Here is an 18,532-nt window from a genome sequence, read left to right on the forward strand (position 1 = left end):
TCACAGAATGCCATTTGGACAGGTTATGAGCATTTTGCTCATAATCTACGACAAACAGGGTTATTGACATTTGATGTATCCCAAATACATCCAATGAATGATATAACAACTCGTAGGAATCTCCATGTGTAAGCGTGGAGTAGTTCAATAGGCTTTGTAATGATAATACTTTTATGCGCTGGCCCTCTAGAACATAAAGGAGTCTCATTAATGCTTAAAATAGGAGTTTTTGGTTGTGGTGCCATTGGTGGAGAGATCTGTAGGGCTATTGATAATGGCCAGATTGAAGCAGAACTCTATGCTATATATGACCACCATGATGAATCCCTAGAATGGGTGAAAAGTTCACTGGAAAATTTTGACCCGCAGATCATGGAAATTGTTGAAATGGTCAGGGAGGTAGACCTGGTGGTAGAATGTGCTTCCCAGCAGGCGGTTTATGAAGTGGTTCCCGCGGCGTTGCATGCAAAATGTGATGTCATGGTAGTAAGTGTAGGGGCCTTTGTTGACACACAACTTCTTGAAATGGCCGAAAACATAGCCCGTGAAAAAAATTGCCGGATTCACGTCCCTTCTGGTGCCATTTGTGGAATAGATGGGCTGATATCCGCATCAGCAGCTGCTCTGCATTCAGTCACCCTGACAACCGAAAAACCCCCAGAGGGATTAAGGGGTGCCCCCTATGTCCTTAAAAATAATATCGATATTGATTCCATAACTGGCAGAACTGTTCTTTTTGAAGGCTCTGCAACCGAGGCGGTACAGTCATTCCCTGCAAATGTGAATGTGGCTGCTACTCTAAGTCTTGCAGGGATTGGGTTTGATAATACCAGGGTAAGGATAGTGCTCAATCCTGCCCTGACAAGAAATATCCATGAAATCGCAGTTGAAGGTGAGTTTGGAAGGTTTACCTCCAGAGTGGAAAACGTGCCTTCTCCCACAAACCCAAAAACAAGTTATCTGGCTCCTCTTTCCGTAATTTCTACTTTGAAGAAACTGACTCAATCCTTCAACGTGGGGACCTGAAATCGCATAAACTTATATGTTATATAATCTATGTATTCGCCCGGAATTCATTATCCCGGGATTGCAGTGGTAATATGCAGGATAAGCAGGCTATAATAGACAGGATTAATGTCTTGAAAAAAGAAAAAAATGCGGTGATCCTTGCCCACAATTACTGCCGTGGCGATGTACAGGATATAGCTGATTTTGTAGGTGATTCACTCGGCCTGAGCCGTCAGGCAGTCGAGCAGGCCACTGATATCATTGTTTTTTGTGGTGTGGATTTCATGGCGCAAAGCGCTGCTATCCTGAGTCCCCTCAAGAAAGTCCTCATTCCCGACAGGTTTGCCCGCTGTCCGATGGCGGCAATGGCTACTGCAGATGAGGTAAGGAAAGCCAAAAAACAACATCCTGATGCGATGGTTGTGTCCTATGTAAACAGCAGTGCAGAGGTGAAAGCAGAGAGTGATGTATGCTGTACCTCCGCCAATGCGGTGGAAGTTGTCAACTCACTGGATTGCTCGAAAGTACTGTTCATTCCTGACAAAAACCTGGGGGACTATGTGGCCAAAAACACTGATAAAGAAATAATTCTATGGGATGGCTACTGTCCGACTCACAATCATATGCTTGAATCAGATATGCATTTATCTAAGATATCCCATGCAGACGCTGAGATTCTGGCCCATCCGGAATGCAGGCGTGAGATACTTGAAAAAGCCGATCACATATTCAGTACCACAGGAATGACAAGACATTGCACTTCCTCCAGTTCTAAGAAATTCATTATCGCTACGGAAAACGGCCTTCTCCATCGCCTGCGCAAGGACAATCCGGATAAGCACTTTTACCCCTGCTCCGAATATGCTATATGTCCGGATATGAAAACCATTGACCCTGCATCTGTTCTGGCTTGTCTGGAAAATGAAGAATATGAGGTAAGAATAGAGGAAAAGGTCACAGCGCAGGCCAAAAAAGCCCTTGATCGCATGCTTGAAGCAGGAAGAGCATAAAGGCGGGCCAGTTCCATGCACCCTTATCTTCAATTAATGCGTATTGCCAATTGTGCAATGGCAGCCTTTGCCGCAGTTATCGGCGTGTTAATTGCCTTTAGAATCATTTTTGAACAACCCTTTCAGGCCCTTCCATTCTTTGAGACAGGGGGTGTGGGAATTGCAGTAATACTTGTAACAGGGGCCGGCAATACCATCAATGATTATTTCGATGTGGCTATTGATACTATAAACAGGCCTGACAGGCCAATTCCTTCTGGAAGGGTAAGTAAGAAACAGGCTCTTTTTTTCGCTGCATTCCTTTTCATTGTTGGAATAACCATTGCCTGGTTCATTAATCTGGTCTGTGCTTTAATAGCGCTTTTCAATTCTCTCCTGCTTGTCCTGTATGCCCGTAATCTTAAGACTACTCCCTTTTTTGGCAATGCTGCGGTGGGTTACCTGACAGGGTCCACTTTTCTTTTCGGTGCCGCTGTATTTGGGATAGAAGGATTGTATGCCCTTTCGGTATTATTCCTGCTTGCAACTCTGGCTACAATTGCACGTGAAATTGTGAAGGATATCGAGGATATGGAGGGGGACCTAAATGCAGGAGCAACCACTCTCCCCCTTCTCATCGGGGAAAAAAAAGCAGGGCTTGTAGCTTCGGTTCTTGCCCTGATAGGTATTGCTGCCAGTCCTTACCCTTACCTGAATTCCATGCTGGGTGAATACTACCTCCCTCTGGTGGGTATTGCTGACCTGCTTTTTATCGCGGCTGTCTATGCAGTGCTGAAAAATGACCCGGCCCTTTCCTCCAAACGCTTCAAACTGGCTATGTTCATGGCATTGTTTGCCTTTGTGGCAGGTGCTTAACGGGATGTATGTCTGAGATATTCCTGCAACATCCGGGGAAATGTTTCGGCGGGAACAAACCTCACTCCCAATTGTTCGGCCCATTTCTGAATCCCGTAATCCTTGGCAACTACGGCTGCATCAAGTTCTTTTGCCAGCAGTAGCACATCGATATCCGGTGCACTGTCCAGTATTCCGTAACGCAGGGCTGAGCGATATTTGTTGCGGAATTTGCCCACAACGGGACCCACTACTTCGCGATCGATATCCTTTTCCACCATATGTTTGGTTTCTGCCTGTGAATTCTGGATAAGACATTCGCGGGAAGCCTCACGTATTGCTTCCTCTGCCACATTCATGCCTTTGTTAATCCTCTCCCTCATGTAGGATACGTATTCGTGGAAGATGCGAGAGGGGATCTGTACCTCATACCTGTCAGGGGTTTTCTTGACAAGCCAGGTATCGATCTTTGCCACTACTTCAGGGTCACAGTTATTGTTATTGGTAAATTCCTGAAGTTCATTATAAACAGAAGGGAAAGGGACATAGCAGCTGATCTGGAGATGCAGCCGGGCATCGGCTATCAGGTCCAGAATATCTTTCATACCTGCGCAGATGGTATCCTGTCCCAGTGATTGGCGGGCCTGAATGTCGGTAAGCCCGGTGGTATCCATTATAAACCTCTGTCTCAACATGTTACCTCCCCGCTAAAAAAGTATAATATAAAATATCCCTGCTGTTTAAAAAAGTTTGTCTATATGTCAAGCAGGGATTCACGAGCGTAATAAAAAAAATTAGCCAAGGCGGGCGTGAAGCTGTTCTACAAGTTCCTGCTTGATGGATGTACTACGGTCCCCCCCACAGACAATACCCCTGACACCCAGGATATCCGGCTTGATGGCCTTTATTGCTTCTATATCCTCGAATTTGATACTGCCTGCCAGAGCCGTCTCCAGTCCATTTGCATGTGCTTTCTCAACGAAATCCTTAAGCTGTGCTTCATTGAGAAACTCGAAGGTGGAACGTCCGTCTTTTACTCCCGTATCAACCATGACCAGGTCAACTCCTGCTTTTGCACCGATTGCCGGTAAGAGGGCCGGGTCGATGGAATTGATCCTCGCATAATCGGAATATGCACATGCGACAACTTTCGCAACATTGTCCATTGTCCTGACAGCTTCAGTAATTCCGGCAAGCATCTCATAGGCCTGTTCCTCGGTCTGGATATCATACAGGCCGATTTTGACATAATCCGCACCTGCAGCTGCTGCACCATAGGCAGCAAGGGCAGCGGTGCCGGGTTTGTAGTTAAAATCCCCCAGGGCGGCACTGATGGGTTTTTGGTTTCCTACAGTTTCCTTTACTTCTTTGATCACTCCCGGGAAATTGGCACCAAGAGAGCCTTCCTTTGGATTTTTGACATCGATTATATCTGCACCGCCTTTTAGGGCGGAGATTGCTTCTTCGTTATTTATTGGACTAACCAGCAGTTTCATGTAATGGCCTCTTTTTTATAGGATGGAATAAAGTGTCATATTAAATATGTTTCGAATTGTCTTTGTATTGGATATATATAATGGTATTGCAGTCCATGCCCGGGGAGGTGACCGGAAAAACTACCAGGCGGTTCATCTATCCAGCCAGGTATGTGAAACTTCCAGTCCCTGTGGTATAATAGAAGCTCTCAGTCCGCGGGAAGTCTATATTGCCGACCTCAATATCCTGCAGGGGGAAGGGGAAAACAAAGCCAATATTGATGAACTAAAATCCCTTTCATCCACATCTAATGTCATGTTGGACGCTGGTGTAGACAGGCAGGAGGATGCGGATAAATGGCTGCGAATTGCCGATACTCTGGTGCTGGGCACTGAAACGGCTTCAATGGATGTGATCAGGAACCTGGCAGGCCGGTATCCGGGCCGCATAAGTGTGAGCATTGATCGCAAAAATGGTCAATTACTGTCCAAATCATCGGATATCCCTGAAAATCCTGATCGGGCAATAGAAATGCTCAATGATTTACCCTTGAAAGACATAATTTACCTTGATCTGGACCGTGTAGGCACCTCTTCAGGGATGGACATTGATATGCTTTCCCATCTTGCTAAAATATCCCGTCATCCCCTTCTGCTGGGGGGTGGTGTGCGGGATATGGCAGATATTGCAGAACTTGAAATCGCCGGGATTTCAGGTGCACTTGTCGCAACGGCAGTGCACAAACAAGTTATACCAGTAAAACAACTACGATAAAAATCAGGTGATAACTATGGATGAAGATTCATTTGAGGATGTTGAAGCAGCGTATCATGAAATAAAAATGGGTGGAGGGTGGTATCTTACCATCTCACTGGAAACCAGTGAAAAGTATGAAAAAGAATATGTGGAAATTGCAAAGGAAAGAGGAGGCCAGAAACGGGGTCGTTTTAATCTCAATCCCAAATATGCAAGACAGCTGGGAGAGGCCCTTATCGAATTTGCCGACTCCAATGAGCTTTGATCATTCGAGTCCATTGATGGCTTTATCTACTTCCTTTTTCACTTTGTCCAAACTCTGTGATGCGTCGATGATTACAAATCGTTGAGGATTCTCCTCTGCAAGTTGCAGGAATACATTGCGAACCTCCGAAAGGAAATCCACCTTTTCAAACTTGGTTTGTGCATCACGACTGTTACATCTTGATACGGCAATTTCGGGGTCGATATCAAGTAGTAAAGTAAGGTCCGGTACAACGGTCCATCCCCTGTGCAGTTGCTTGATCCACTCCACCGGCTCATCTAACCTGTCTTTAAGGGTAGACGATTGGTAGGCAACTCTGCTGTCTGAGTACCTGTCTGAAATTATCACTCTACCAGTTTTAATTGCAGGTTTGATCGTATTTCGGATGTGTTCTGCATGATCGGCTGTAAACAATAAGAGCTCTGCAAGGGGATCAACGTCCGAATGGATTGCCCGCATTACAGCCTGGCCGATCCAGTCTTTTGTAGGTTCCCGTGTAAAAATAATATCCGAATAAACGGGATTTTGTTTCAGGTATTCCATAATGGTGGTCTTGCCCGACCCGTCGATCCCTTCAATGGTGACAAGTTTTCCTTTCATTTATACCTCTCAGGTACGGACAGTGTCTTCACTGCCACATTGGGGACATTTTATAGGTATGAAGTTGGGGTCTGCCTGAAATACGAAGCTGCATGTATTGCATACAAAATATACCTTTGATTGGTCTATATCATCCATATTTTCACCTGCATAATATTTATCGGTAAATAATATAACTACTTATTCTCCATTTCCAGTGTATGACGATTATAGGAGTAATTACAAGGGGTAAGTACGGCAACAGATTGATAGACACGCTACATCAACATTCGGATTTTTCTGTCAAAACTGCCTCCCTGCCCGCCAGGTTACCCGATTTTCTGGATGAGCCGGAAGAATTTGTAAAGAAACTGGATATCAATCCGGATGTATTCAATGCAGACACCATTATAACTTACTCTCTGCATCCCGATATTACACCGGTGATTGCCCGCCTGGCCGGACAGGCCGGTGTGTCATCATTGATCGTACCCGGAGGCTCGTCCCGGGCCCCGCTTGTCGAACTGGATAGAATATCTTCGGAATATGGTATCTATATCGAGGTGGATGAGGTATGCTGTACTCTTGCGGAAAAGGAAGAAACAGCACCATATTCCAGTGTCTTTGGTCTTCCGGAATTCGAAGTCTCCACTAAAAGCGGCTATATATCGGATGTCCGGGTCCGGAAGGGTGCACCATGCGGCAGCACATGGAAAATGGCGGAAAAACTAATCAGTACAAAAGTAGAGGATGCTCCCGCAAAGGCAGGTTTGTTAATCCAGCAATATCCTTGCAGAGCCGTCAGAGGGCAGCTGGGAGGAATTCATGATTCGGCGGAGTTACATAAAAAAGCAATGGAGAGGGCCCTAATAACCCTCTCCGAAAAATAAAATTACTGGTTTTGCAATTTTATCCTGTCCTTGAGGATGCATTTTCCACCTGTATGGCCGCCCAGGGGATTATGAGGCGTTCCCAGAGAGTTCATACATCGTGCCATAACGGCTGCACCTCTGGCTAGCCCGTCATCGACAAATACGACTTTTTCTTCAATTTTATCTCCCAATCCCATTGTTTCCAGTTTTTCAAGGATAAGTTTGGGTTTATCTCCTGATATGCCGGCCCTTCCGGTGATTCCAATGGAAGTTTCAGGAAATACAACTCCTTCTTTCTGTGCCACTTCCACAAGGCGGTAGATTACACCTGCCATCACTTCATCGATTACTGCGAACAGTACCTTGAGTCCCTCTTCCTTGTATATCTGTGCACCCAACTCTGTTAATTCATGCATTTTTGAACCATTGGTGCCCACGTCACATCCAATGAGCACGACTCCGATTTCAGCTGCAGCGGCAGGATTTACAGGGACACTTCCATAACGGGTGACATTTTCAGGTACCTTTTCGATAGATATTTTTTCCATTAAGCGGTTTGCATATTCTTTTATTTTCTTCCCCTTCAACAACATGGTAATCATGCCCGGTGGTCTTTCGTCAAAGACATCCAGAGCGGTTCCCAGTTCCAAATCCACAAGTTGGGTCCCACGGATTATAGCATCGGGAATGGCTCCGGCATAGCCACAGAAGTTGCCAATGGTCTTTGCATAGGGTTCCTCCGGGCTGATGACACGCCCGTCAAGTGTGGTTCCAAAATCCATCGATAAACAGGGATTACGGAAATCCACATCCACCCATTTAGCTCCTTCTTTTATACCGGCGGTTGCAAGTTCTCCCTCCATCTCATTGGCCACGATTTCCACACCTGTGGCCCCTGTGGGAGGAAGGACACTGGCAACTGCACCATCAAAAATAACTTTATTGAGTTTACTGAACTTCTGGAATCTGGGGTTTATGTTGTCCTGGGACATCGGAGGCGTCATGTTCCTGGGTGGGACACCCGCCATAAGGCAGCCGTCTGCAAGAGCTTTGATAAATTCTCCCACTTCTTCCGGTACATCGAATCCGGCCACCACGCCGGTGGAGCGGACAACGAAGTGAATATCTTTTTTAATATCCAGATTGGCTTTCTTTACAGCCTCCTGAAGCGTATTCTTGACAAGCTCTGCCACGGATTCGCGGCTTAATTCCACACCTGTAAGCGTCTTGCCGAATACTTTTTCTCCAGGTTTTGGTTGTCTTACATCCCTTGTCATCCTTACGGTTTTCACCACATGGTATGTCGTACCCTTTTCAAGGTCTGTGGCCGTAAGGATGCATTTGGTGGTCGTATTGCCCACCTCTACAGAGGCCACGATGAAATAGGAATTGGATTTTGATTTCAGGTCTATCAGTCTAACGGAAGGAGTCTCGGCCATCCTGGGTTTGTGTGACATAAGGTCTGTCCCTCAGAGGTATGATTTAATTTTTTCCTGTATGCTTACCTGTGGCAATGCACCCACCATTCGGTCTGCAAGTTGCCCATTTTTGAACACAAGAAGGGTTGGAATTGCAGTGATCTGGAATTTTCTCGCAGTAACCTGGTTCTGGTCCGTATCAAGTTTGCCAAAAACAACATCTCCCTGCATCTGCCCGGCAAGGGAATCTATTATCGGTCCGACCCTTTTGCAGGGACCACACCATTCTGCCCAGCAGTCCACTACAACAAGTGGATAACGGCTTACAAAGTCTTCAAAATCGGCATCTGATATTATCATGGCTTCTGCAGGCCAGTTGGTCTTTTCGAGATCTGTCTTAATCTCTTCCATTCTTCTCTTCTTTATTTCTTCGAGTTCGTCCATGCTTCCCCTCGCATCATTTAGATATTTCATAAGCTATATCTGTCATTCTGATTAATTACGAATTATATTGTACTGCATACATTTAAAGGTTTGTATGGTTATTCACAAATAGTGCACAACCAACAATTGCCCGTCCTGGAGGGGTTTCCATTACAAAAGCAGATAGTGAAAAATCAAGCAACCGCACAATATTCGATCAGAAATGTGTAACCTGTGGCACGTGGATGGATAGGATAGAGAATAAAAATAAAAATGCTACCACAACAGTAACATATTCCTGTCCGGAATGTGGTCTGTCCTATACCGTGGATGAATGATTTGATGTGGGAAATTAATCAACTGCTCAATATTGACCCGTATGATTTTGAAAGGCTCGTAGCTCACCTTTTTGATAAAATGGGCTATAATACCCGCTCGACACAACAAAGCAGGGATGGTGGTGTAGATATCGAAATATCTATCGATAATTTTGGTCTTTCCCATCGATGGCTTGTCCAGGCCAAACGTTATTCAGGACCCGTCGGAGTCAAGGAAGTACGTGAATATGGCAGCCTGTCCTACAGGGAAAATGTGGATGGAGTAATTATTGTTACTACTTCCAGTTTTACCGGTGAAGGAAGGAAAGAAGGGGCAAAACACAATCTCAAGCTGATAGAAGGCCCACTGCTTACTGAAATGCTTAATCATTATTGTCCTGATGAAGGAGAGAGTTTCCACCGGAAAGGAAGGGGTGTTGATGTACTTGAAACAGGAGAGGAAGTGTTTGGAAGACATAGCGCAACAATTGAAGGGAACAAAATCTGGCTGGTACTCACAAAGAAACATATCTATTTTGAAAAAATAACTGCCACCCTTTTCTCGAAGAAAAAAGAACTTATCAGGAGAATAGATGCAAGTTCAATTATAGGTTTAAAACAGGATACAAACTCGCTTTATATAGTAATCGATGAGAAAAAACCTGAGGTACTGGCCCTTTCTATCAGGGAGCCAAATAGTTTTGCAGAGAATCTTGAATTGTTTCGTCCTTCTTTTCTGCGGGGCGAAACCCTCCTGAAATTTGAAAAGGAAAAAAAGGGCTGTATGGTGCTTACCAACCGCAGATTTCTCATGATGGATAAAGGCAACACCGAAACTATCAGGTTGAAAGACATTGCAGGGGCAGAGATTGAGAAACAGGGTATTTTGCACAAGGATAAACTTGCAATCCTTGAATCAAAGGAAAGTATTACCAGGCACATATATGATGTGGAAAACGCCTCTGAATGGAGGGAGGCACTCCTGAAAGGCCTGGGAAAGGAATGAATGTTATTTAAGTTGTTGCAAATAGCGCTGGTTCTTGACAACCCGGGTAATTAATGTGGCCACAAAACCAATAGCAAGACCAAGCAATATAACAAGTACCAGATTCCCTTCTTCAGCATACTGGAGAAGGAACTTAAAGAGCAGAGCACTCAGAGCAATCCCCGCTACTATGATATAGCCCACATTGATGTTACAGAGTTTTTCTAACAGACTCATAGTCAACCCCTTGGAATCCCTTTGCAATAAATACTTTCCTTTATTATCGCACAGTGGCATATTTTATAATTAGCACAAAATTTGTCGACTGATTTTTATCCCAGATCTCTATGAGGGCCCAGATCACAACCTGTGCATGGCAGGCACATTGTCCTGAACAGTCTTGTATCAAGCCCTGCTTGATCCAGCTCCTCTTTCAGGAAACGGGTGAGTTTGAGGATACGTTCCTTTGAAGGCCTCTCTATATTAACCTCTTTCTTTCTGAGGGGATGGCTTGTTGCGGGTCTCAGGATAGGAACCACACCTCTTCGTACAAGTTCCCGGATTCCTTCCATTGCGGTTTCATCGCTCTCTCCCAGACCGATTATGAAATTGGAACAAACCTTGTTCTTGCCAAACATCCGGACAGCTTCGGAAAGGCAGTCCAGTATAAAATCAAGGTCCTGTTCACCACAGAGTGCGCTGTACAGTTGGCGGTCCATGGTCTCTACATTATATTTTATCTCATCTGCGCCGGCTTCTTTTAGCAGTTTGTTGGAATTGATTGTGGGATATACTGAAACCCCGATGGGTACATGGTATCTTTCGCATTTTCTGACAACCTCAACCGCCCGTTCAACTTCCTTTTCAACTGTCTCATCAACCCCGGCAGTGATGGATATGGCTTTCATCTTTTTCGTATCATGTGCTTTTTCTATCATATCCAGCACTTCTTCAACTGATTTGACCCTGCCATTGAGTTTTGGGACAGGGCAGAATTTACAGTCAAATATACAGGTCTCGGTCATATTAATATACGCCTGCTCGGGACAGTGAAGCAGTTCTTCCTCAATTTGTCCGCAGGCAAGCAGTTTATCCTCTTTGTAGATACAGATCTTTCCATCCTTTTCAATCGCTTTTAAAGGAGATTTTGCATCTGCTCCAAGTTTTACCCGGCGTCCTCCGGAACTAAAAAAGAATCCTACTTTGCCGGCACCCGGTCCTGCAGTTGAAACAGTAGTTTTCCCGAGTAGTTTTTCATCGATTGCCACTCTTCCTGTTGCCAGTAATTCGGCTTTTGTCTGGGCATCCATATACTCATGGTGGGTAGTAAGATTAATTATAGTTTTCTGCCATCAGTTTATAATAGTGCAGCTATATCCTATTATAGACAGTTTTTGCGGTGGATATAATGAAACAGGATCCGATTTGTAAAAAAAAAGTAGAGGAAGACACTTCTTTCCAGCAGGAGTATGATGGTAAGACCTATTATTTTTGTTCAAGTGAATGCCTGAAAACATTTAATGAGATGAAAAAAAGCGTAATACGTCTCAAACGCAGTCTTGATGAGAAAAAACGTGTTTCTTTTGGCAAACTTAACAAAGATGTTATCAAGCCAGGCATATGTACCCTTTGCGGAGCCTGTGCCGCATCCTGTGAATCCATAGCAATAAAGGGTAAACGTCCCAGGATTGTAGGCCCATGTACGTCCTGTGGTGTGTGTTACAACCAGTGCCCTCGCACTATTACTACAGAAGAGGAACTTGTGGGCAAACTCAGGTTTGCATACAGTGCCAAAAGCCTGCTTCCCCGGCATAATGGACAGGATGGAGGTGCTGTTACGGCATTGCTGGCTTATGGACTGGAGGAAGGCCTGATTGATTGTGCGGTAGTAACCACTCATTCAAAGGATCAACCCTGGAAACCGGTTGCAATTATTGCTGAGGATCGTGCACAGGTGCTTGAGTCCTCTGGTAGCATGTATTCTCACAGCATGACAATGGAACAGTTGATGCAGGCCATTCAGCAGGGTATGCGAAGTATTGCTTTTGTAGGTCCAAGTTGCAATATAGATGCGGTCCACAAGATGCAGCGCAGTCCCTATGGCTTTTTGCATCTGTTCATGAGAGCCAATGTGTTGCGTCTGGGATTATTCTGTATGGATACATTTTCTTACGAAGGCATTAAGGAATTTGTTGAAACCCATGGTATGAGACTTGCGGATATCGATGCAATGAAGATTCGTAAGGGTAAGTTCGAGTTTGAGCAGGCAGGTCAGATAAGCAGATTCTCTCTGTCCGAATTTGATGAATACAGGTCCTCCTCATGCAAGTTCTGTACCGACATGGCGGCAGAAAATTCCGATATAAGTTTCGGGGGTGTGGGTACGCCGGATGGTTACACCACGGTTTTTGCCCGCTCCAGTATTGGTTATGAGATATTCAATGAAGCTGTGGAAAATGGTTTTCTGGAGGCCCGGGCCCTGGAGGATTATGAGATGGACAGGGTACTCAATCTTGCCAGGATGAAAAAGGTACAGATGTATGGTGTAAACCGCAGGAGTAAAAAGACCTGATAAGAACATATTAATAGCATTACCTTTTGTGTAACACATACGCTATATTACGCTTACAGAGGCTTCATATTATGATTACAAAGGAACAGGTAGAACACATCGGCTGGCTTGCACGGGTCAATATCGATGAGGAGGACGCTTTTGAATTTGCATCGGAACTAAGCACTGTGCTGGATTATTTCGGACAGCTGGATGAGGTGGAAACCTCGGGTGTCAAGCCTACATATCATGTTGCCGATGTCATGAATGTATTCAGGGAAGATAAGCCAACAGATTCCCTGGAGCAGGCTGCCATTCTTGCAAATGCTGAAGACATACAGGAAGGCTACATAAAAACTCCAAAGATCATCTGAGGGCCAAAAAATGCTGGAAGGTTTATCTGATCTAAAAAACAAGATAGGTTCCTCATCAGCCGAGGATGTTGTTGCCTCCTATCTGGAAAGAATAGAAAAAAGTGATATTAATGCCTTCACCTGTATTGCAGAAGACGCTATTGATCAGGCTAGAAAAGTTGACTCTCTGGACATTGAAGGCCCTCTTGCAGGTGTGCCCATTGCAATTAAGGATAATATTTCCACGAAAGGGTTATCCACAACCTGCAGTTCTGCCATCCTGGATGGTTATGTGCCACCCTATGATGCTCATGTGATCGAAAGATTGCGAAAGGCCGGTGCAGTGATAATCGGTAAATCCAACATGGATGAGTTTGGTATGGGAACCTCCACTGAAACAAGTACCTATGGCCCGACTCTTAATCCCTGGGATGCAGAAAGAGTGGCCGGGGGGTCATCAGGTGGCAGTGCCGCTGCTGTAGCTGCAGGGCAGGTTCCTGTCTCGCTGGGTTCGGATACAGGTGGCTCGGTGCGCTGTCCGGCGGCCTTTTGTGGGACTGTGGGCCTGAAACCGACTTACGGGGCGGTCTCCAGATACGGATTGGTTTCTTATGCCAACTCTTTAGAACAGATTGGTCCACTGGCAAATCGTGTGGAAGATGTAGCAGCCCTGATGGACGTTATTGGCACATATGATAACCGGGATTCAACCTGTGTTAAACATAATGCTGGTTATACTGATGCCCTGCAGGACGATGTGGAAGGGTTAAAGATCGGAGTTCCTGCCGAATACTTCGGGGAAGGCATCGATGATAATGTACAGAAATTGGTATGGGAGGCTATTGGCAAGTTTGAGGATATGGGAGCTGAGTACACAAAAGTTTCGATGCCAAACACACCCTATGCACTGGCAGCGTATTATATCATAGCCATGAGTGAAGCCTCCTCCAACCTTGCCCGTTTTGACGGTACTCGCTATGGAAATCGTTCAGAAGGGGAAAACTGGCATATGATGGCTTCAAAGACCCGGCAGGAAAAGTTTGGTGCAGAGGTAAAAAGGCGTATCCTGCTTGGAACCTATGCTCTTTCTGCGGGCTATCATGACAAATATTATCTAAAGGCCCTCAAGGTTCGCACCCTTGTAAAACAGGATTTTGAAAGAGCTTTTGAGGACGTGGATGTATTGATGGCACCCACAATGCCAACTCCTGCCTTCAAGATAGGGGAAAAAATGGATGATCCCCTCTCCCTGTATCTTTCGGATGTCAACACTGTCCCGATTAATCTTGCAGGAGTGCCTTCCATATCAGTGCCATGTGGTTTCTCCGAAGGTCTGCCTGTAGGACTGCAGGTAATCGGGAACTACTTTGATGAAGCTACCATTCTCAAGGCAGCCCACTCTTTTGAGAAAAATACCAATCATCATACTAAACTGGCCCCCGGAGTGGTATAAATGGTATACGAAAATCCCGATGGTGTCATGATAGGCCTGGAGATACATGTCCAGCTCAACAAGCTTGCTACCAAGTTATTCTGTGGCTGTTCCACGGACTATCATACTTCAGAACCCAATACTCATGTATGTCCGGTATGTATGGGCCTTCCCGGATGTCTGCCGGTGCTGAACAAAAGGGCTGTGGAATATGCTATCAGGATCGGACTGGCCCTAAACTGTGAGATTGTGGAACAAACCCAGTTCCATCGTAAGAATTACTACTATCCCGATCTTCCAAAAGGTTTCCAGACCACCCAGTATGATTACCCGATTGTCAGTGATGGCAGGGTGGTAATTGAAGGTGAGGACGGTGAACATGTCGTTCGGATCAGGCGCGCCCATATGGAGGAAGATCCGGGTAGACTGATGCACATGGGTACCATTGACAGGTCCAGGGGTACACTGATTGACTACAACCGCTCGGGCATGGCCCTGATTGAGATTGTTTCCGAGCCGGATATGCGCAGTCCCCGGGAAGCCAGACGTTTCCTGGACAAGCTGCGTAACATCCTTGAGTATCTGGACGTCTTCGACAGCACCCTGGAAGGCTCGATGAGGGTGGATGCCAACATCTCTATTGCGGGGGGTGACCGAACCGAGGTTAAGAACATCTCTTCCCACAAAGGCGCCGAAAGGGCCCTGCTCTATGAGATCATGCGTCAGAAGAATATCAAACGCCGTGGAGAAGAGGTTGTTATGGAAACACGTCACTTTGACGAGGCTCGTGGGGTCACGATTTCCATGAGGACCAAGGAAGAAGAGCACGATTATCGTTATTTCCCCGAACCTGATCTGGTACCCATGAGGGTTGGAAGCTGGGTTGAGGGTATCCTTGAAACCCTTCCCGAGCTGCCTGATGCCAGGCGTAGCAGGTTCATTTCGGACTACGGAATGGTGGATACCCATGCCAAGGCGCTGACATCTGACATCAGGGTGGCGGATTTCTATGAAGAGGTTGCCTCTAAGGTAGATCCTGCAGCAGCAGCGGTATGGGTTTCCGATGTCCTCAAGGGAGAGCTCAATTACCGTGATCTCACCGTAGCTTCCTTTACAGTAGAAGATATGGTAAAGATCATCGAGCTGGTAGTCAGTGGTAAGGTTACCGAAAAGGCAGCTGTGGAGATCATACGTACCATCCTTGATGAAGGCGGGTCCCCGATGGACATTGTAAAGGAGAAGGGGCTGCTGAAGGTAGAAGGGGATGTGGTCGACCAGGCTGTAGAGGCAGTTTTGAAAGAAAACCCGCAAGCTCTGGAGGATTATTTTGCAGGTAAGGAAAAATCCCTGAACTTCCTTGTAGGTCAGGTAATGAAGAAAACACGTGGTCGTGCGGATGCCCGCTCAGTACGTGAGATGATGCTGGAGGAAATTGATAAGAATTATCGATGATTGCCCCAAAACAATTATATGTTTTGAGGGCTATTTAGCCAGCCCGATACTATTAATTTAATTACAATTATTACAAAGGTGAGAATATGGCAAGATTCCCCGAAGCTGAGGAACGTATACTTAATAAGAAGATTTGCATGAATTGCAATGCCCGTAACGCTGTAAGGGCTGTTAAATGCAGAAAGTGTGGTTACAAAAATCTCCGTGTAAAATCCAAGGAAGTAAAGAGAGGCTGATCGGTCTGATGCAGGTGGAAGAGTACCTCAATAATATTGTAAAGAGGGACGGTTGTGTCCATCTGACACTTATAGACCCCGCCTCCCAAAAACCTGAAAAGGCGGCAGAGATTGCAAAAGCTGCCGTTGAGGGAGGCACCGATGCTATAATGATTGGGGGTTCCACCGGAGCGATGGGTCAGGTTCTTGATCAGACCCTTCAGCTGATGAAAGAACAAATTGATGTGCCAACTATTCTTTTCCCCGGCGATTCCGCAGGCGTGAGTTCATACGCCGATGCTATTTTTTTCATGAGCCTGCTGAATTCCAGGGATATCAACTATATTGTTACCAACCAGGCGATGGGTGCACCTCTTGTACGCAAATTCGGCATTGAACCCATTCCAATGGCCTACCTGATAGTGGAACCAGGCGGCACGGTTGGATGGGTAGGGGATGCACGTTTGCTGCCCCGTACAAAACCGGAGCTTGCTGCAGCCTATGCTCTTGCAGGATCCTACTTTGGAATGCGCTATGTTTATCTCGAGGCAGGTTCGGGTGCAGATAATCCGGTTCCGGTTGAAATGGTGGGTGCTGTGAAACATGCTATCGATAAAGGACACTTGATAGTAGGTGGAGGTATCCGCGACCGTAATGCTGCAGCTGCCTGTGCAAAGGCAGGGGCGGATATGATCGTGACAGGTACTGCCGTGGAAGATGCTGGCGATGTCCGCGCAAAGATTGCTGAATTCGTTTCTGCGATCAAAAGTTAAAAATGGATTTCCCTTAATGAGGTGGGAAATGCTTAAAGTAAAAGGTATTTCAAAAATTTACGATTCTCCCTGCGGGAAAAAACAGGTACTTGAGGACATCAGTTTTACCGTACAGAATGGCGAAATACTTGGTATTACAGGTAAAAGCGGTAGTGGCAAATCTACCTTGCTTAAAATTTTGCGTGGAATTGAAACCTTTGACAGTGGGACGATTGAGATTGACGAAACGGCTATAAGTCCGGATATGGGGCAAACCGGTCAACGTTTTTTGATGAGCAATAGTGCCCTTCATCTTCAGCGCAACTTCAGCCTCTGGTCCGGTAAAGCAGTTGAAAATATAATCCGCAGGCTTTATTATGCAAGGGAAGGTTACGAAGCCCTTCCGGATAACGATCACCCTCTTTACGATGAAATGTATGAGGAGGCAATGGCCTATCTGGGTATTGTGGGTTTGAAGGAAAAAGCCCTGCATTTCTCCGGAGCATTGAGTGGAGGAGAAAAACAACGTCTGATTCTTGCCCGCCAGCTTGCATCCCGGCCATCCGTGCTGCTTCTTGATGAGCCTGTCACAATGGCTGGACCGGATTCCAAACAGCAAATACTGGACATAATTCTTCTTCTGAAAGAAAAACTCAACATTCCTATTCTGGTAGTATCCCATCTGCCGGAAATTTTGAGTTACCTTGCCGATGATATGCTCTGCATTGATGAAGGAAAAATTGTAGCATCAGGTGACTCTGGACAAGTTCTGGACAAGTTCCTTCATGGGATGGCTGACAAAAAACCTCTGGGTACTTTTTCAGAGGAGGTTTGTGTCAGGGCAGAAAATCTTGCCAAGCGTTATTCCCTCTGGAGGGTAGGAGAAGTTCTGGACCTGAAGGATATCTCTCTTTCTGTTAACAGGGGTGAGATACTGGGTTTGATAGGCCCTTCCGGAAGTGGCAAGACAACCCTGCTGCGGATGCTTGCCGGCCTTCTCGAACCTCAAAGCGGAAGGGTCCTTTATTCTCTTGAGGATAACTGGATTGATATTTCCCGTTTCAGCCCGCAAAGAATGGAAATGCGTCGCAGAATGAGTATCATGCATCAGGAATTTACGTTGTCCCCCCATTCCACAATAGGACAGCATATTGCCTTTAAACTCAGGCTCAAAAGACAGGGTGCGATAGAACACGCCCGTCAAAAAGCAGAGGAGTTGGGTATTTCTGAAAAGATGCTGGATACGATTTATCAGTTGCCCGATATGGCAGAGGCAGAAAAAGAACAATCCCTTTCAAAAATGGGACTGACGCCACAGGTCTATCTTGAATTATTCCCCGCCTGGCCGCAACTCGATGTGGCCAAATATGCAGAACCTGTATTTGATGCTCTGGATCTTTCTCCTGACATACTTGAAAAGAAACCTGCACAGATAAGTGGCGGAGAACATGTGAGGTCCTACATAGCGGTATCTCTTGCCACATCTCCGGATATACTCATGCTGGATGAACCTTTTGGAGATCTTGACCCGATTACTCTGAGAGATGTTACCAATTCGCTCAAGGAAATAAATCGCAGGTTTGGCACGACAATAGTTTTTGTCAGCCATCATATGGATTTTGTGAAAGAAGTAGCCCACAGGGCAGTTTTGTTATCCGGAGGTTCGGTTATTGAAGAGGGGGATGCCCGGCAAGTATGTGATAAATTCATAGAATCAACCGGTGTGACCTACATTGGAAAGGGTATTGACGGGATGATTTCAAAGTAATTCTGATATTTTTTATGCGGATACAGTTTTCAGGCTGTGTGGTAATTCTTTCTTCTGCTTGTTTTC

Annotated in this window: 22 protein-coding genes; 14 read left to right on the forward strand and 8 right to left on the reverse strand. The window is 45.7% G+C overall.

What is annotated here, in order from left to right; genetic code table 11:
- Positions 1 to 210 precede the first annotated feature (210 nt).
- From A9957_RS01285 to A9957_RS01295, 3 genes are all read left to right on the forward strand, one after another.
- On the forward strand, positions 211 to 1,026 hold the full coding sequence (locus A9957_RS01285; RefSeq protein WP_105460911.1) for an aspartate dehydrogenase: 816 nt from the start codon (positions 211 to 213) through the stop codon (positions 1,024 to 1,026).
- 74 nt (positions 1,027 to 1,100) lie between these two features.
- Positions 1,101 to 2,018: a quinolinate synthase NadA gene (nadA, locus tag A9957_RS01290; RefSeq protein WP_105460912.1), complete on the forward strand. Its 918-nt coding sequence runs from the start codon at positions 1,101 to 1,103 to the stop codon at positions 2,016 to 2,018.
- A gap of 15 nt (positions 2,019 to 2,033) precedes the next feature.
- Positions 2,034 to 2,873: a geranylgeranylglycerol-phosphate geranylgeranyltransferase gene (locus A9957_RS01295; protein ID WP_096712914.1), complete on the forward strand. Its 840-nt coding sequence runs from the start codon at positions 2,034 to 2,036 to the stop codon at positions 2,871 to 2,873.
- Here the strand turns inward: A9957_RS01295 and A9957_RS01300 are convergent.
- Both A9957_RS01300 and A9957_RS01305 read right to left on the reverse strand, forming a co-directional pair.
- Entirely contained in the window at positions 2,870 to 3,547 is a 678-nt protein-coding gene (locus A9957_RS01300) for an RNA ligase partner protein (protein WP_096712913.1), read from the reverse strand. The genes A9957_RS01295 and A9957_RS01300 overlap by 4 nt on opposite strands.
- Before the next feature lie 99 nt (positions 3,548 to 3,646).
- Complete coding sequence (locus A9957_RS01305) at positions 3,647 to 4,348, reverse strand: (5-formylfuran-3-yl)methyl phosphate synthase (RefSeq protein ID WP_128754288.1); 702 nt, start codon at positions 4,346 to 4,348, stop codon at positions 3,647 to 3,649.
- 46 nt (positions 4,349 to 4,394) lie between these two features.
- On the opposite strand from A9957_RS01305, the gene A9957_RS01310 reads away from it, so the two are divergent.
- Positions 4,395 to 5,102 (forward strand): HisA/HisF-related TIM barrel protein, encoded by a 708-nt coding sequence (locus A9957_RS01310; protein ID WP_292342919.1) that lies wholly within the window; start codon positions 4,395 to 4,397, stop codon positions 5,100 to 5,102.
- A 16-nt stretch (positions 5,103 to 5,118) separates the two neighbouring features.
- Complete coding sequence (locus A9957_RS01315) at positions 5,119 to 5,349, forward strand: hypothetical protein (RefSeq protein WP_096712910.1); 231 nt, start codon at positions 5,119 to 5,121, stop codon at positions 5,347 to 5,349.
- Here A9957_RS01315 and tmk read toward each other — a convergent pair whose 3' ends face one another.
- Both tmk and A9957_RS01325 read right to left on the reverse strand, forming a co-directional pair.
- On the reverse strand, positions 5,350 to 5,949 hold the full coding sequence (gene tmk / locus A9957_RS01320; RefSeq protein WP_292342921.1) for a dTMP kinase: 600 nt from the start codon (positions 5,947 to 5,949) through the stop codon (positions 5,350 to 5,352).
- A 9-nt stretch (positions 5,950 to 5,958) separates the two neighbouring features.
- Positions 5,959 to 6,087 carry a hypothetical protein gene (locus tag A9957_RS01325; protein ID WP_258082620.1) on the reverse strand — a complete coding sequence of 43 codons (129 nt, stop codon included), beginning with the start codon at positions 6,085 to 6,087 and terminating at the stop codon, positions 5,959 to 5,961.
- 62 nt (positions 6,088 to 6,149) lie between these two features.
- On the opposite strand from A9957_RS01325, the gene A9957_RS01330 reads away from it, so the two are divergent.
- Positions 6,150 to 6,818, forward strand: coding sequence for a DUF166 domain-containing protein (locus tag A9957_RS01330; RefSeq protein ID WP_292342923.1), 669 nt, complete (start codon positions 6,150 to 6,152; stop codon positions 6,816 to 6,818).
- A gap of 2 nt (positions 6,819 to 6,820) precedes the next feature.
- Here the strand turns inward: A9957_RS01330 and A9957_RS01335 are convergent, their stop codons facing one another.
- Both A9957_RS01335 and trxA read right to left on the reverse strand, forming a co-directional pair.
- Positions 6,821 to 8,257, reverse strand: a complete 1,437-nt coding sequence (locus A9957_RS01335; protein WP_105460915.1) for a methanogenesis marker 14 protein — start codon at positions 8,255 to 8,257, stop codon at positions 6,821 to 6,823.
- Positions 8,258 to 8,269: 12 nt separating this feature from the next.
- Positions 8,270 to 8,662, reverse strand: coding sequence for a thioredoxin (gene trxA, locus A9957_RS01340; RefSeq protein ID WP_292342925.1), 393 nt, complete (start codon positions 8,660 to 8,662; stop codon positions 8,270 to 8,272).
- A 321-nt stretch (positions 8,663 to 8,983) separates the two neighbouring features.
- On the opposite strand from trxA, the gene A9957_RS01345 reads away from it, so the two are divergent.
- Positions 8,984 to 9,964: a restriction endonuclease gene (locus A9957_RS01345; RefSeq protein ID WP_181079362.1), complete on the forward strand. Its 981-nt coding sequence runs from the start codon at positions 8,984 to 8,986 to the stop codon at positions 9,962 to 9,964.
- Between the two features lie 3 nt (positions 9,965 to 9,967).
- Here A9957_RS01345 and A9957_RS01350 read toward each other — a convergent pair whose 3' ends face one another.
- Both A9957_RS01350 and A9957_RS01355 read right to left on the reverse strand, forming a co-directional pair.
- Complete coding sequence (locus A9957_RS01350; protein ID WP_096712904.1) at positions 9,968 to 10,180, reverse strand: hypothetical protein; 213 nt, start codon at positions 10,178 to 10,180, stop codon at positions 9,968 to 9,970.
- A 95-nt stretch (positions 10,181 to 10,275) separates the two neighbouring features.
- Entirely contained in the window at positions 10,276 to 11,253 is a 978-nt protein-coding gene (locus tag A9957_RS01355; protein WP_096712903.1) for a radical SAM protein, read from the reverse strand.
- A 98-nt stretch (positions 11,254 to 11,351) separates the two neighbouring features.
- On the opposite strand from A9957_RS01355, the gene A9957_RS01360 reads away from it, so the two are divergent.
- The 7 genes from A9957_RS01360 (at position 11,352) to A9957_RS01390 (ending at position 18,466) form a co-directional block, all read left to right on the forward strand.
- Positions 11,352 to 12,515, forward strand: coding sequence for a Coenzyme F420 hydrogenase/dehydrogenase, beta subunit C-terminal domain (locus A9957_RS01360; protein ID WP_096712902.1), 1,164 nt, complete (start codon positions 11,352 to 11,354; stop codon positions 12,513 to 12,515).
- A gap of 71 nt (positions 12,516 to 12,586) precedes the next feature.
- The gene (gatC, locus tag A9957_RS01365) at positions 12,587 to 12,868 is read left to right on the forward strand and encodes an Asp-tRNA(Asn)/Glu-tRNA(Gln) amidotransferase subunit GatC (RefSeq protein WP_096712901.1); all 282 of its coding nucleotides are present in this window, start codon (positions 12,587 to 12,589) and stop codon (positions 12,866 to 12,868) included.
- 10 nt (positions 12,869 to 12,878) lie between these two features.
- Positions 12,879 to 14,300 (forward strand): Asp-tRNA(Asn)/Glu-tRNA(Gln) amidotransferase subunit GatA, encoded by a 1,422-nt coding sequence (gene gatA, locus A9957_RS01370; protein WP_096712900.1) that lies wholly within the window; start codon positions 12,879 to 12,881, stop codon positions 14,298 to 14,300.
- The gene (gatB, locus tag A9957_RS01375; RefSeq protein WP_096712899.1) at positions 14,301 to 15,731 is read left to right on the forward strand and encodes an Asp-tRNA(Asn)/Glu-tRNA(Gln) amidotransferase subunit GatB; all 1,431 of its coding nucleotides are present in this window, start codon (positions 14,301 to 14,303) and stop codon (positions 15,729 to 15,731) included.
- Positions 15,732 to 15,817: 86 nt separating this feature from the next.
- Entirely contained in the window at positions 15,818 to 15,967 is a 150-nt protein-coding gene (locus tag A9957_RS01380) for a 50S ribosomal protein L40e (RefSeq protein ID WP_013038400.1), read from the forward strand.
- A gap of 8 nt (positions 15,968 to 15,975) precedes the next feature.
- On the forward strand, positions 15,976 to 16,719 hold the full coding sequence (locus A9957_RS01385; RefSeq protein ID WP_292342927.1) for a geranylgeranylglyceryl/heptaprenylglyceryl phosphate synthase: 744 nt from the start codon (positions 15,976 to 15,978) through the stop codon (positions 16,717 to 16,719).
- A 28-nt stretch (positions 16,720 to 16,747) separates the two neighbouring features.
- Positions 16,748 to 18,466 (forward strand): ABC transporter ATP-binding protein, encoded by a 1,719-nt coding sequence (locus A9957_RS01390; RefSeq protein WP_292342929.1) that lies wholly within the window; start codon positions 16,748 to 16,750, stop codon positions 18,464 to 18,466.
- Positions 18,467 to 18,532: the final 66 nt, after the last annotated feature.

Origin of the sequence: Methanohalophilus sp. DAL1 (assembly GCF_001683555.1) — an archaeon.
Taxonomy (GTDB): Archaea; Halobacteriota; Methanosarcinia; order Methanosarcinales; family Methanosarcinaceae; genus Methanohalophilus; species Methanohalophilus euhalobius.

Coding starts and splice junctions, on each gene's coding strand:
- A9957_RS01335 (WP_105460915.1), bottom strand. CDS start 8,257: ATGTCACACAAACCCAGGATGGCCGAGACTCCTTCCGTTAGACTGATA.
- A9957_RS01345 (WP_181079362.1), top strand. CDS start 8,984: ATGTGGGAAATTAATCAACTGCTCAATATTGACCCGTATGATTTTGAA.
- A9957_RS01310 (WP_292342919.1), top strand. CDS start 4,395: ATGTTTCGAATTGTCTTTGTATTGGATATATATAATGGTATTGCAGTC.
- gatB (WP_096712899.1), top strand. CDS start 14,301: ATGGTATACGAAAATCCCGATGGTGTCATGATAGGCCTGGAGATACAT.
- A9957_RS01330 (WP_292342923.1), top strand. CDS start 6,150: ATGACGATTATAGGAGTAATTACAAGGGGTAAGTACGGCAACAGATTG.
- A9957_RS01305 (WP_128754288.1), bottom strand. CDS start 4,348: ATGAAACTGCTGGTTAGTCCAATAAATAACGAAGAAGCAATCTCCGCC.
- trxA (WP_292342925.1), bottom strand. CDS start 8,662: ATGGACGAACTCGAAGAAATAAAGAAGAGAAGAATGGAAGAGATTAAG.
- A9957_RS01350 (WP_096712904.1), bottom strand. CDS start 10,180: ATGAGTCTGTTAGAAAAACTCTGTAACATCAATGTGGGCTATATCATA.
- A9957_RS01285 (WP_105460911.1), top strand. CDS start 211: ATGCTTAAAATAGGAGTTTTTGGTTGTGGTGCCATTGGTGGAGAGATC.
- A9957_RS01300 (WP_096712913.1), bottom strand. CDS start 3,547: ATGTTGAGACAGAGGTTTATAATGGATACCACCGGGCTTACCGACATT.
- nadA (WP_105460912.1), top strand. CDS start 1,101: ATGCAGGATAAGCAGGCTATAATAGACAGGATTAATGTCTTGAAAAAA.
- A9957_RS01355 (WP_096712903.1), bottom strand. CDS start 11,253: ATGGATGCCCAGACAAAAGCCGAATTACTGGCAACAGGAAGAGTGGCA.
- gatC (WP_096712901.1), top strand. CDS start 12,587: ATGATTACAAAGGAACAGGTAGAACACATCGGCTGGCTTGCACGGGTC.
- A9957_RS01360 (WP_096712902.1), top strand. CDS start 11,352: ATGAAACAGGATCCGATTTGTAAAAAAAAAGTAGAGGAAGACACTTCT.
- A9957_RS01295 (WP_096712914.1), top strand. CDS start 2,034: ATGCACCCTTATCTTCAATTAATGCGTATTGCCAATTGTGCAATGGCA.
- A9957_RS01380 (WP_013038400.1), top strand. CDS start 15,818: ATGGCAAGATTCCCCGAAGCTGAGGAACGTATACTTAATAAGAAGATT.
- gatA (WP_096712900.1), top strand. CDS start 12,879: ATGCTGGAAGGTTTATCTGATCTAAAAAACAAGATAGGTTCCTCATCA.
- A9957_RS01325 (WP_258082620.1), bottom strand. CDS start 6,087: ATGGATGATATAGACCAATCAAAGGTATATTTTGTATGCAATACATGC.
- A9957_RS01385 (WP_292342927.1), top strand. CDS start 15,976: ATGCAGGTGGAAGAGTACCTCAATAATATTGTAAAGAGGGACGGTTGT.
- A9957_RS01390 (WP_292342929.1), top strand. CDS start 16,748: ATGCTTAAAGTAAAAGGTATTTCAAAAATTTACGATTCTCCCTGCGGG.
- A9957_RS01315 (WP_096712910.1), top strand. CDS start 5,119: ATGGATGAAGATTCATTTGAGGATGTTGAAGCAGCGTATCATGAAATA.
- tmk (WP_292342921.1), bottom strand. CDS start 5,949: ATGAAAGGAAAACTTGTCACCATTGAAGGGATCGACGGGTCGGGCAAG.